Genomic DNA, 12,969 nt, shown 5'->3' with positions numbered 1-12,969 from the left:
CCCTTCGCCGGCAGCCACACCCGCTGCAACAGGTGTGGCTGCCCGCGAAGGGGTGTGGCGACGGCGCGCCACGGGGCTGTCACGGTGCGACGGGGCCTCGGGACGCCGCGTGGGCCGCTGGACGCGGAGCCCTGATCGCCGAGGGTCAGTCGCGGACGCGGGGGAACTCGTGGGTCCGCGCCTCCGGCCCGCTGATGGGCCGGGTGTCGTCGTCGCGGTCGAGGATGTCCGGGGCGGCGGGACCGCCGTCGCCGGGCGGGTGCGGCGGGACCGGCCGGCGCAGCCAGCGCACCACCGACGGCGCGAAGACGATCGCCAGCACCAGCTCGCCCGCGAGCCACGTCCAGCCGACGGCGTCGACCCCGAGCGTCGGGGCGAGCAGCGGGATCCCGCCGAGCACGATCGCGCAGTGCACGAGCTGCTGCGCGGCCAGGGGGAAGGTGCGGTTCGCGAGCCGTGACTTCGTCATCCACATCGTCACGATCACGCGCGGGAACATCGAGGCCATCAGCAGCTGCAGCAGCGTCGTGGAGTTCTCGACGTACTGCGGCCCGTAGAACCACAGCAGCAGCGGCGCGGCCAGCGCGATGACCAGCGAGGCGGGCCACACCAGCAGGCAGATCCGGCGCAGCACCGCGCGGGCGAACACGTGCGCGTGCTCCGGGTTCCGGGAGCCCTCCACGACCAGCGCCGAGGTGATCGCCATCGACAGCATGCTCATCGCGAGGAAGACGGTCTGGGCCGGCAGCAGGTAGGCGCTGGCCGCCTGGCTGATCGTCATGACCACCAGCACCGGCAGGAACGACGACATGGCCTGGTTGAACACCTGGCCCAGGTAGTCGCCGCCCATGTAGCGGGCCAGCGTGGCGCGGTCCGGGGCGCCGGCGTCGTCGCGGTCCACGGTCTCCGCGGTGTGCCGGGGGAGCAGCCGCCGCGAGATCAGCAGGGTGAACGGCACGAGCAGGGCGATGACCGGCGCGCTCCAGGAGGTGAACACGCCGTCGGACACCGAGGTGAACGCGACGACGACGAGCAGGCCGAGCTTCACGACGCCGTAGACGCCGTTCTCCAGCACCACCCACATCGCCGAGCGCAGCCCGGTGAGGACCTGGTCCTGCAGGTTGAAGATGGACCACGCGGCGGTCGAGACCACGAACCACGCGGCGAAGCCGGGGGAGACGTGCAGTGGGTCGCCGGGGGCGTAGGCGAAGTGGCAGTAGGTCATGACCGCGGCCGAGCCGACGACGGCCATTCCGGCACTGACCCCGTAGGCGAGCCGCACCAGCGACCGCGAGTCGCGCCCGGCCGTCGGGAGGAAGCGGATGAGGGCCTGACCGAAGTTCAGCGAGGTCAGGACCGAGATCAGCATCATCAGGTTGACCATGGCGTTGCCGCGGCCGACGTCCTCGGTGCTGAACACCCGCGCGGCGAAGACCCAGTAGAGCAACCCGAGGCCGGAGTTGACGACGGTGTTGAGCATCAGGGCGTACGCGTTGCGGTAGAGCGGATTGCCCATCTCCCGGCGGACCGAGCGGACCCGGCCGGCGACCATCTCGCCGACGCTCATCGCGCGCACCGCCGGACGGCGGCGTGGGAGGTCCCGCTGAGTGCGTGCACACCTCCACGCTAACCAGGGGTCGACCAGCCGGGTGCCGGGGGAGGGGCGCCGGACGGTCGGTCACCGGCCGGGGTCGGACACTGCGGACATACACACCCCGTCGCGCTCCGCAACCCCTGCGCTACGGTTCATTTCTTCCGGTGACCTGATGAACCGAAGGGGGTCTGCGTGCGTATCGCCTGCGCAGGAGGTGGGCCGGCCGGTCTGTACCTGGCGGTTCTCGCCAGGCTCCGGTCCGGGGGACGCGACGAGGTCGTCGTGTACGAACGCAACGAGGCGGGGCGGACCCACGGGTTCGCCGTCACCTACGGCGAGGACATGCTCGACGACGCGTTCCGCAACGACCCCGAGGGCGGTGAGGCCCTGCGTCGCGCGTCCCGGCTGTGGAACGCCCAGGAGATCCGGGTCGCCGACCACCGCCCGGTGCACGTCGGCGGCAAGTACGGCTACGCGATCGCCCGCGTCGACCTGCTCGACGTGCTGGCGCGCCGGGCCGAGCAGCTGGGCGTGAAGATCGAGTACGGCTCCCCGGTCGAGCGCGAGTCCCTCGACGCCGACCTGGTCGTCGCGGCCGACGGCGTCGGCAGCCGGATCCGCACCGCGCGCGCCGAGCACTTCGGCACCACCGTCGACGAGGGCACGAACCCCTACATCTGGCTCGGCGCCGACAGCGACTCGGACACCTTCGTCTGGGACTTCCAGCCGACCGACGCGGGCTGGATGTGGATCCACCTCTACCCGTCGTCCAACGGGGTCAGCACCTGCATCGTGGAGTGCGAGCCCGACACCTGGGAGGGGCTGGGCCTGGACCACATGTCCGGGGCCGACGCCGTCCGGCTCGTCGAGTCGGTCTTCCACCGCACGCTGGCCGGGCGCCGGCTCATCGAGCCCCTCGGCGGGCTGGGCGAGAAGCCCTGGCTGCGCTTCCGCGAGGTCCGCAACCGGACCTGGCGTGACGGCGACCTCGTGCTGGCCGGCGACGCCGCGCACACCACGCACTTCGGGATCGGCTCGGGCACCGTGCTGGCGATGCAGGACTCGATGGGTCTGGTCGACGCCCTCTACGGCGTCGCGGGCCAGACGGCCGCGGCCGACCTGACCTGCCCGAACGGCCGCGGCGCCGCGTTGTCGGCCTACGACGCCCGGCGGCGCGCGGAGATCGGCCCGATCCAGGACGCCGCCCGGCGGAACATGCAGTGGTTCGAGCAGGCGGGGCGCCAGCTCGAACAGGTCACCGACCCCGTCGAGTTCGCCTGGTCGCTCACCGACCGCCGGGGCGACATGGGCCGCATCCACCGCACCCTGCACCGGGCCACCCAGGTTCCCGCGCTGCGTCAGGTGCGGCGCGGTCTGACCACCGCCCGCCGCGTCCGGCGGTCGGCCCTGCGCGGGCGGCAGGGCTAGAAGTTCGAGCGCGAAACCGCTCGCCGACGGCACGCGCAGCGTCACCGATCGTGGCGGACCCGGTGTCCACACGGGTCCGCCGCGTTCGTAGGGTCGTTGCGTCCCAGATCGATGACATCCGATGGAGGTCCGGTGTGAAGATCGTGGTCGTCGGTGGTGGGCCGGCCGGTCTGTACTTCTCGATCCTGGCCCGGCTCCGGTCGGGCGGGCAGGACGAGATCGTCCTCGCGGAGCGCAACGCGCCCGGCACCGCCTCCGGCTTCGCGGTCACGCTCGGTGAGGACATCCTCGACGAGCTCTTCCGCACCGACCCCCTCGGGGCCGAGAAGGTGCGGGCCGCGGCGCACGTGTGGGACTCCCAGGTCGTGGAGGTCTCCGGGCGCCCGGTGCACCTCGGGGGTCGCTACGGCTACTCCATCGGCCGCGCGCGGCTGCTGGAGGTGCTGGCCGAGCGGGCCCGCCAGGTCGGCGTGAAGCTCATGTTCGACACGGCCGTCGCCGTGGACGGTGACATCGCGCGTGACCCGCTGACCGCCGACGCGGACGTCGTCGTCGCCGCCGACGGGGTCGGCTCCGCGATCCGCGCCGCGCGGGCCGACACCTTCGGGACCCGGATCGCCCACGGCTCCAACCGCTACGTCTGGTTCGGCACGAGCAAGCCGTTCCGACCGTTCACCTTCGCGTTCGAGAAGACCCACGCCGGCTGGATCTGGTTCCACGCCTACCCGGCCGCGGACTGCGTCAGCACCTGCATCGTGGAGTGCACGCCGCAGACCTGGACGGGGCTGGGGCTCGACACGATGGCGCCCGACGAGGCCATGCGGATGCTCGAGGGGGTCTTCTCCCGCTCGCTCGACGGGCACTCGCTGATCGCCCCGCCCGGCATGGGCTCCTCGCCGTGGCTGCAGTTCCGCGAGGTCCGGAACATGTCCTGGCGCGACGGCAACGTCGTCCTCGCCGGCGACGCGGCCCACACCACCCACTTCGCCATCGGCTCGGGGACCGTGCTCGCCGTCGCCGACTCGATCGCGCTGGCCGAGGAGCTGTACCCGCGCGGGACCCGCGGCACCGACGACGTCGAGGCCGCCCTCGCCGGGTACGACGCCCGCCGCCGTGCCGCGATGGCACCGGTCCAGCGGATGGCCCGGGCGAGCATGGAGTGGTTCGAGAGCGTCCCCGACCGTCTCGAGGGCGCCGAGGACGCGCTGGCCTTCTCCTGGTCGCTGCTCGACCGCCGGCACGACCAGGGCCGGCTCAACGAGCGTCTGCACCGTGCGACTCAGGTCGAGCCGGTCCGTCAGGTCCGGCGCAGGCTGACCGCGGCCCGCCGGGTCCGTCGGGCGCTGGCCCGCGGGGAGATCACCCCCCGCGAGGCCCTGCACCGCTGACCTGCGGCCCGGCGGGGCCGGCTCAGTCCCGGTCTCGGCCGGCCCCGGAGCTCTCCTGCTCCTCGCGCGCGAGGAAGGAGTGCCTGCGGCCGTAGAGGGCGTAGACCACCAGGCCGAGTGCCAGCCAGACGGCGAACCGGATCCAGGTGTCCAGGTTCAGGTTCAGCATCAGGTAGAGGCACGCGATCGCGGTGATCACCGGCACCACCGGCGAGAACGGCACCGTGAACGGCCGGTCGAGGTCGGGGCGGGTCCGGCGCAGCACCGGCACCGCGACGGCGACGATGATCATCGCCGAGAGCGCGCCGATCGACACCATGTCGGCCAGCGCGGTGATCGGGGTGAACGCCGCGATCACCGCGCAGACGACACCGCCGATGATCGTCATGCGGTGCGGGGTGCCCCACCGGGGGTGCGCGGTGCCGATGGCCTTCGGCAACAGGCCGTCGCGGCCCATCGCGAAGCCGATCCGGCCGATCGTCACGAGCTCCACCATCATCACCGAGGTCAGACCGGTGACCGCGCCGAGCGCGGTGAGCGCGCCCACCCACGGCAGTCCGACGCCGGCGAACGCCGACGCGAGCGGGGCGCCGGTGTCGATCTCGGTGTAGGGGACCATCCCGGTGAGCACGAGCGAGACGCCGACATAGAGCACCGCGCAGATGGCGAGCGCGCCGAGCAGCCCGACCTTCAGGTCGCGGTTGGGGCGCTCGGCCTCCTCGCCGAGGTTGGCCAGCGCCTCGAACCCGGTGTAGGCGAAGAAGACCACCGCGGCAGCGGTGAGCATGCCGCCGACGCCGAAGACGGTCGGGGCGAGCCCGAACACCCCGGAGATGATCGGCTGGGTGAAGACCGAGCCGCCGTCCTCCGGCGCCTGGGCCGGCGGGATGAACGGCTGCAGGTTGGTCGGGTCGATGTAGAACACGCCGACGGCCAGGATCAGCACGCAGACCGCGAGCTTCACCAGGACCAGCAGGTTCGTCAGCCGTGACGACTGCTGGATGCCCGCGACCGCGACGACCGTCAGCACCGCGATGATCAGCACCGCGCCGACGTTGATCGTCGCGTCCTCCCCGAACCACTCCGTCGGCAGCCCGAACAGCGACGCCAGGTAGCCCGACCAGCTGCGGGAGACGACGGCGAGGCCGAGGCCGAACTCCAGCAGCAGGTCCCAGCCGATGATCCAGGCGAAGACCTCGCCGAGGGTGGCGAAGGCGTAGGTGTAGGCCGAGCCCGCCGTCGGGACGGAGGAGGCCAGCTCGGCGTAGCAGACGGCGGCGAGCCCCGCGACGACCGCGCCGATCAGGAACGACAACGTGACCGCAGGGCCAGCGTGCTGCTGGGCCTCGACCCCGGCCAGGGTGAAGATCCCGGTACCGATGATGATGCCGACGCCGAAACCGACCAGGTCACGGGCCTTCAGCGTGCGCTTGAGCGGCGTGCCCCGCCCCTCGCCGCCGACGTCCTCGGAGCCGTCACCGGCCCTGCTCCTGGCCAGGATCCGTTCCACCGGCATCGTGCGCGTCCAGCCCACGCCGCCACCCCCACTCGTCGTCGGTCGGTCGATCGTTGCGGCACGGTATGCCGGGACGGGGTGCGGTGCCGGGCGGAGCGCAGGGCACATCCTGAAAATCCTGTGTGAACCCTCCGTCCTCCGTGTCCGGATCGCTGTTCGGCGGTGCACCATCGACGACGGGACGGCCGTCCGGTCGTCTGCGACCGGAGGGGTCGTGTCCGGACCTGAGCGACGCCGTGGACGGGGTTCCCGTGCCCGCGTGCCGGTGGCCGTGGTCGTCGCGGTGGTGGTGGCGGTGTCCGCGCTGTGGGGCGCCGGCGCGGCCTCGGACGCTCCGGTGCCGCGCCCCGCGGGCAGCGCCGTCGTGCCGGCGCAGCACCAGAGCTCGACGACCGGCCCCGACGACGACGCGGCACCCGGCCCGGACACCCTGCGCGAGCTGCTCGCGGCGATGACCGGATCCGCCACCGCCGACCCGCTCGACCTCGCACCCGGATCGCTGCTCGTCGACCGAGAGGGCGAGGACGACCTCACCCTGTCCTGGGCACTGCTCGACACCGACGACGGCCGGTGGACCGGCTCGGCGGACGCCGCGACCACCCGCTTCGAGGCCGAGTCCACGATCAAGGCATGGCTGGCGGCGGACACCCTGCGCGCCGCCGCGCAGGCGGGCCGCCCGGTGACGGCCGACCAGCGGGCCGACATCTCCGCCGCCGTGCGCGCCTCCGACGACGACGCCGCCGAACGGCTCTACCGCGCCCTCGGGCGGGACGCGAGCACCGCGCGGCTGGACGAGGAGTGCGGGGTGGAGGTGTCGACGTCGCGGCCGGGGTGGTGGTCCTACACCCGGATCACCGCGCTCGACGCGGCCCGGGTCCTGGCCTGCGTGCGCGACCGTGCACCGGAGTGGCCGGGCGGGGACGCCCTGCTGGCCGACCTCGATGCCGTCACACCGGACGGCCGCTCGGGTGTCCGTCCGGCGCTGCCCGGGGTGGTGGCGGAGAAGAACGGCTGGACGCTGCACGGCGCCGCGGGGTGGAACGTGCACTGCGTCCTGGTCTGGGCGGACCGGGCCCTCGCGGTGCTCACCACCTACCCCGCCGAGCGGGGCGTGGAGTACGGCTGGACGGTGTGCCGCGACGTCGCCGGGGACGTGCTCTCCGCCTCCTGAGCGGCGCCGTCGGAGTTTCACATGCGAATACGTGCATGTATGGTGGCGGTCATGGGGCACGGACACGGTGGTGGAGCGGGGCACGGGCACGCGGGGGCGGGTACCGATCGCCGCCGGCTGGCGACGGCGCTGGGCGTCACGCTGGTCACGGCGATCCTCGGTGCGGCGGGCGCGGTGTACACCGGCTCGCTCGCACTGCTGGCCGACCTCGGTCACCTGCTGACCGACGCGGGCGCACTGGTCGCCGCCCTGATCGCCAGCGTGCTCGCCGCCCGCCCGGCGACGGCGTCGCGGACCTACGGGATGGGCCGGGCCGAGGTGCTCGTCGCCGCCCTCAACGCGCTCACCCTCGTCGCGGTCGTGGTGTGGGTCGGGGTGGAGGCGGTGCAGCGGCTGTTCGTCCCGGCCGAGATCCCCGGCCTGCCGCTGCTGGTCATCGGTGTGCTCGGCCTGATCGGGAACCTGGTGTCGCTCGCGGTGCTGGCCGGCGGCGACCGCGGCAACATGAACATGCGCGGGGCCATGCTGCACGTCCTCGGCGACGCCCTCGGCTCGGTCGGTGTGCTCGCCGCCGCCGTGGTGCTGCTGACGACCGGTTGGCCCTGGGCCGACACCATCGCCTCGCTGTTCATCGTCGCGCTGATCCTCCCGCGCGCGGTGTCGCTGCTGCGCGAGGCCGCGCACGTCCTGCTGGAGGGCGCGCCCAAGGGGATCGACGCCCAGGAGGTCAAGGCGGCGCTGCTGGCCGTCGAGGGGGTCGCCGACGTCCACGACCTGCACGTGTGGGCGATCAACGACCGCACCCCCGCGATGTCGGCGCACGTCGTCGTCGACGAGGAGGTCTCCGGGCACTGCGGGGACGCCTCGGTGCTCGACCGCGCCGGGCACGTGCTGCGGGAGCGGTTCGGCCTCGACCACTCCACCCTGCAGGTCGAGCACGCCGCGCACACCGGGCACGAGAACCACTGCGGCTGAGCCGCGGTGGCCCGCCGCCCGGACCGTCGCGCCCGGCCGAACCGGGTGCGCCGTCCGGGCGCCTCACGGCTGGGCCCACCCGCGATGTGAGGGGCCCGTTACCGGACGGGAACCGGCAGTCATCCGATGGTGACGAGTCGGGAGCATGGTTGCGCACGACCGAATCTCCCCGAGGAGTGCCCGTGCCGGACCTGTTCAGCCCCTACATGCTCAAGGGCGTGACCCTGCGCAACCGCATCGCGATGTCGCCGATGACGATGTACCGCTCGGTCGACGGCAAGATGAACGACTTCCACCTCATGTACCTCGGCGCGCGCGCCGCCGGGGGGTTCGGGCTGATCTTCCCCGAGCAGGTCGCGATCGCCCCCGAGGGTCGCACCACCCCGCACTGCGCCGGGATCTACGACGACGACCAGATCGAGGGCCACGCCCGGGTCACCGCGATGATCAGTGATATGGGCGCGGTGCCGGCGATCCAGCTCGGCCACACCGGGCGCAACGGCAGCGAGCTCAATCCGTGGGTGGCGAACGAGCTCGGCCGCCAGCTGCCGCCCGACCATCCCGAGGGCTGGCAGGTCGTCGGACCATCGGACGTCCCCTACGGCTTCGGCAAGCGCCCGTACCCGGTGCACGCCCTCACCGTCGAGGAGATCGCAGCGGTGCACCGGCAGTACGCCGACGCCGCCCGGCGCGCTCTCGACGCCGGCTACCGGTGGCTGGAGATGCACTTCGCGCACGGCTACCTCGGCGCCAGCTTCTACTCGCCGCTGGCCAACCGGCGCACCGACGCCTACGGCGGCAGCAAGGCCAACCGGGCCCGGTTCCTGCTGGAGGCGATGGACGCCGTCCGCGAGGTCTGGCCGGAGGAGTACCCGCTGACCTTCCGCCTCGGAGCCGACGACTACCACCCCGACGGCGTGCAGTGGGAGGACTCGATCGAGGTCGTCGGGTGGCTCAAGGAGCACGGCGCCGACATGGCCGACCTGTCGATGGGCGGCAACACCGACGACATGCGCGACCCGCACTTCCCGCACGTCTCGGCCTGGGTCGAACGCGGCGCCCGGGTCCGCCGGGAGATCGGCATCCCGGTCACGGTCAGCTGGAACCTCGGCATCCCGGCCAACGCCGACCGCGCGATCCGGGAGGAGAAGCTCGACCTGGTGATGCTGGGCCGCCCGGCCCTGGCCAACGCGCACTGGCCGGTGTGGGCGGCCCGCGAGCTCGGCCACGGTGACCCGTTCTCGCTGGTCCCCGAGGACTGGGGCTGGTGGCTGTCGAACTTCCGCGGCCACGACCCGAGCATCGGCTGGCCGGCTCCGTCGCCCGCGACCGAGCAGCACCTGCGCTCGGCCTGAGCGGTCACCGGCCGCGGCGTCGCCCGCCGCGGCCGGGTGACCCGGCTCAGCCCGCCAGGTGCGACCAGCGCGCGGCCAGCTCGTCCCAGGTGCCCTCGTCGGCGACCCGCCCGCGGTCCAGCACGACCACCCGGTCCGCCCGGGCCAGCGCCGCCCGCTTCGTGCTCGCGCCGACCACGGTGCTGCCGCGCCGGCGCAGCGCCGCCCACAGCTCGATCTCGGTGCGGACGTCCAGCGCGGACGACACGTCGTCGGCGACGATCAGCTCGGCGCCGGTCGCCAGCGCCCTGGCCATCGCCACCCGCTGCACCTGTCCACCGGACAGCCGGATGCCCCGGTGCCCGACGACGGCGTCTGGCCCGCCCGCCGCTGCCACGTCCCGGTCGAGGCGGGCGTCGCCGACGGCGTCCTGCACCGGGCGGTCGTGCCCGAGGGCGATGTTGTCGCCGAAGGTGCCCGACAGCACCCGGGGGACCTGCCCGACGTAGGCGACCTGCCCGGGACGCAGGAACGTCTGCGGGTCGGAGACCGCGCGCCCGTTCCACCGGATGACGCCCTCGTGCCCGACCAGCCCGGCCAGACCGGCGAGCAGGCTGGACTTGCCCGATCCGACCTGGCCGGTGACCAGCACCAGTGATCCCGCGTCGATGTCGAGGTCCACACCCTCGACGCCCACGGTGCCGTCGTCGTGCACGGCGGCGACCTTTTCCAGGCTCAGCCGCTGCAGCGGCTCGCGCTCCACCGGCGCCGGCGGCGGCGCGGCGCCGGTGACCAGGTCGACGCCCGGCGGCAGCCGGGTCAGGTCGGCGGGGCCCGCGAACGGGGCGACGGCACGCAGCCAGCGCCGCGCGATCGGGGCCTCGGTGACCGCGGCCGCGCACACCTGCCCGAGGAACCCGGCCCCGTTCAGCGTGGTCGACACCAGCAGCGCCGTCGCGAGCGGCCAGGTCCCGACCAGGTACAGCGACCAGGTGAGCACCACCGCGCCCTGCAGCAGCACCCCGGGGACACCGTCGAGCAGGGTGCGCACCCGGTACTCCCGGACCGTGGCCCGCACCCGGTCGCCGTCGACGTCGGCGAGGTGGGTCCGCAGCGCACCGGTCGCGGCGGCGAGCTTCACCGTGCGCACCGACTCCAGGACCGAGCCGAGCGCCGTACCGAACCGGGCCCTGGCGTCGGCCGCGATCCGCCCGGAGCGCCCCGCGAACGGCGCCCCGATCGCCGCGACGCCCGCGCAGACCAGCAGGAACCCGCCGATGACGGCGGCCGCGCGCACGTCGGCCGCCACCAGTCCGGCCACCACGACGACGATCACCGAGTTGGTGACGTCGACCCAACGGTCCACGTAGAGGATCATCCGGTCCGAGTCCAACGCCCGCGCCACGACCTCGCCCGCGGGGGAGCGCGGGCCGCGCCGCTGCATGGTCTGCCCGCGCAGCACCCCCAGCCGCAGCCGCAGCGTCGCCGCGGACCACCAGCGCGGATAGGTGCGGAACGCGACGGCGATCCACACCGGGAACAGCATCAGCACCACCGTCAGCGCGACGGCGGGCTCCCACGGGGTGCCGCCGCCCTCCAGCCCCGCGACTACGAGGCCCCACAGCCAGCCGGTCAGCACACCCGTGGCCGAGCCCAGGGTGGCGAGGGTGAACATCGCCCCGCCGGTCAGACCCCAGCGCGGGTGGGCCAGCGCCAGCCGCAGCACGACCCGCCACAGCGGGGGAGCGGGCACCGGGTCCGGGGCCGGCACCGCACGACGGGCGGCCCGGTGCAGCAGCGGCGACCCCGGGTCGGCGACGGCACCGCCGTGCCGCTCCGCGCCCGCCGGGGCCGTCGCAGTGGCGCCGGCGGTCCCGGGCAGCGACCGGTCCGCGGCGAGCAGGTCGGCGTAGCGGCCCGGCTCGGCGGCCAGCTGCTCCCGCACACCGTGCTGGACCAGGCGGCCGTCGGACAGCACCGCGACGGCGTCGGCACGGCGGATCGTCGACAGCCGGTGGGCCACGACGATCCCGGTGCGGCCCGCGAGCAGCGCCCGCGACGCGCGGGTCACCCGCTCCTCGGTGCGCGGGTCCATCCGCGCGGTGGCCTCGTCCAGCACGACGACGGCGACGTCGCGCACCAGCAGCCGGGCGAACGCCACCAGCTGTTCCTCACCGGAGGACAGCGCGATCCCGCCGGTGCCGAGAGGGGTGTCCAGGCCGTCGGGCAGGGCGTCGACCCACTCGTCGAGCCCCAGCGCGGCCGTCGCGGCCTCGACCGCCGAGCGCGGGACCGCCGGGTCGAACAGCGTGATGTTCTCCGCGAGCGTCGCGGCCAGGATCTCGGTGCGTTGGGTGACCACACCGACCCGGCGGCGCAGCCCCTCCAGGTCCAGGTCGCGCACGTCGACCCCGGCCAGGAACACCTGCCCGCGCGGCGGTTCCACGGCGCGCGAGAGCACCTTGGTGACCGTCGACTTCCCCGAGCCGGTACGGCCGAGCAGTGCACACGTCGTCCCGGCCGGGACGGTCAGGTCGATCCCGCCCAGGCGGAACCCGTCGTCGTACCCGGCGGTCAGCCCGCGCAGCTCCACCGACGCCGGCCCCGGCGGCAGGGGGCGGCCACCCTCGGGCTCCCGCTCGGTCTCCAGCAGCGACGACACCCGGGTGAGCGCGCCCAGACCGGCCTGGATGTCGGGCATCCGGTCGACGATGGCGTCGACCTGGCCGACGAACGCGGTGACCAGGAGCCACAACGTGACCAGCGCGGCGATGCCGCCCGGGTCCCCGGCGACCAGCCACACCCCGCCGAGCGCGAGCGCCCCGAGCAGCGCGTGCGCGACGGTGCCCGTCCGCAGACCGAGCCGGGTCGCGATCCGGGACACCTCGTGGGTGCGCGCGACGACCGTCGCGGCCCGGCGGGCGAACCCGGCGACCACGTGCGGCTGGCCCAGCGAGGTGCGCACGTCGTCCTGTCCGGCGACCGATTCCTCCAGCTGCGCCGCGTGGTCCGACCAGGCCGTCTCCTCGGCGACCTTGGCCCGCGCGATCTGCGGCGTCAACGGCCGCGCCACCAGCACGATTCCGGCGGCGACCAGCGGGAACACGATGAACGCCGGCCAGAACACCAGCCCGGCGACGATCCATGCGACGACCGAGCGCAGCAGCGACCGGCCGGTCTCCCAGCCGATCCGCCGGATGAGCTGGGCGAGCTGGCGGCAGTCGTCGTCGACCCGGTCGAGGAGCTCCCCGACCGCCTGGTCCTCCAGCGCGGGCAGCGGCTGCGCCAGCGCGGACCCCACGAGGTCCGCACGCAACCTGCCCTCTGCGCGCCCGACCACCCCGGAGAACAGGACCCGGCCCAGGGTGTCCAGCAGCGCGGCGCCCAGCAGCAGTGCGGCCAGCACGGCGATCAGGGTGGCCGTCGGCCCGCTCACCACCGCCCCGACCACGGTCGCCGCCGTCGCCTCCGCGACCGCGGCCACCACCGCGGCGCCCACGGCCACGAACGACACCGGTCCACCCAACCGACGCCATGACAGCGCGCGCACCCTCGACACCCCC

Annotated in this window: 8 protein-coding genes; 5 read left to right on the top strand and 3 right to left on the bottom strand. The window is 74.0% G+C overall.

The features are described 5' to 3' along the window. Nucleotides 1–145: 145 nt before the first annotated feature. Nucleotides 146–1,567: a lipopolysaccharide biosynthesis protein gene (locus FVA95_RS00235; protein ID WP_149662373.1), complete on the bottom strand. Its 1,422-nt coding sequence runs from the start codon at nt 1,565–1,567 to the stop codon at nt 146–148. A gap of 219 nt (nt 1,568–1,786) precedes the next feature. On the opposite strand from FVA95_RS00235, the gene FVA95_RS00230 reads away from it, so the two are divergent. Beyond that, on the top strand, nt 1,787–3,022 hold the full coding sequence (locus FVA95_RS00230) for an FAD-dependent monooxygenase (RefSeq protein ID WP_240051161.1): 1,236 nt from the start codon (nt 1,787–1,789) through the stop codon (nt 3,020–3,022). A gap of 134 nt (nt 3,023–3,156) precedes the next feature. Next, entirely contained in the window at nt 3,157–4,410 is a 1,254-nt protein-coding gene (locus FVA95_RS00225; protein ID WP_149662372.1) for an FAD-dependent monooxygenase, read from the top strand. A 22-nt stretch (nt 4,411–4,432) separates the two neighbouring features. Here the strand turns inward: FVA95_RS00225 and FVA95_RS00220 are convergent, their stop codons facing one another. Continuing rightward, nucleotides 4,433–5,944 (bottom strand): APC family permease, encoded by a 1,512-nt coding sequence (locus FVA95_RS00220; RefSeq protein WP_240051160.1) that lies wholly within the window; start codon nt 5,942–5,944, stop codon nt 4,433–4,435. 241 nt (nt 5,945–6,185) lie between these two features. Between FVA95_RS00220 and FVA95_RS00215 the strand changes: the two genes are divergently transcribed. The 3 genes from FVA95_RS00215 (at nt 6,186) to FVA95_RS00205 (ending at nt 9,427) form a co-directional block, all read left to right on the top strand. Continuing rightward, nucleotides 6,186–7,097: a hypothetical protein gene (locus FVA95_RS00215; protein ID WP_149662371.1), complete on the top strand. Its 912-nt coding sequence runs from the start codon at nt 6,186–6,188 to the stop codon at nt 7,095–7,097. 51 nt (nt 7,098–7,148) lie between these two features. After that, nucleotides 7,149–8,072 carry a cation diffusion facilitator family transporter gene (locus tag FVA95_RS00210; protein WP_149662370.1) on the top strand — a complete coding sequence of 308 codons (924 nt, stop codon included), beginning with the start codon at nt 7,149–7,151 and terminating at the stop codon, nt 8,070–8,072. Nucleotides 8,073–8,254: 182 nt separating this feature from the next. Further along, nucleotides 8,255–9,427, top strand: a complete 1,173-nt coding sequence (locus FVA95_RS00205) for an NADH:flavin oxidoreductase/NADH oxidase (protein ID WP_149662369.1) — start codon at nt 8,255–8,257, stop codon at nt 9,425–9,427. A 46-nt stretch (nt 9,428–9,473) separates the two neighbouring features. Here the strand turns inward: FVA95_RS00205 and FVA95_RS00200 are convergent, their stop codons facing one another. Further along, nucleotides 9,474–12,920: an ABC transporter ATP-binding protein gene (locus FVA95_RS00200; protein WP_205015723.1), complete on the bottom strand. Its 3,447-nt coding sequence runs from the start codon at nt 12,918–12,920 to the stop codon at nt 9,474–9,476. Between the last annotated feature and the right edge of the window lie 49 nt (nt 12,921–12,969).

Source organism: Pseudonocardia sp. EV170527-09 (assembly GCF_008369905.1).
GTDB lineage: Bacteria > Actinomycetota > Actinomycetes > Mycobacteriales > Pseudonocardiaceae > Pseudonocardia.
The sequence above is the reverse complement of the archived record's forward strand: the minus strand, read 5'-3'. Positions and strand labels throughout refer to the sequence as shown.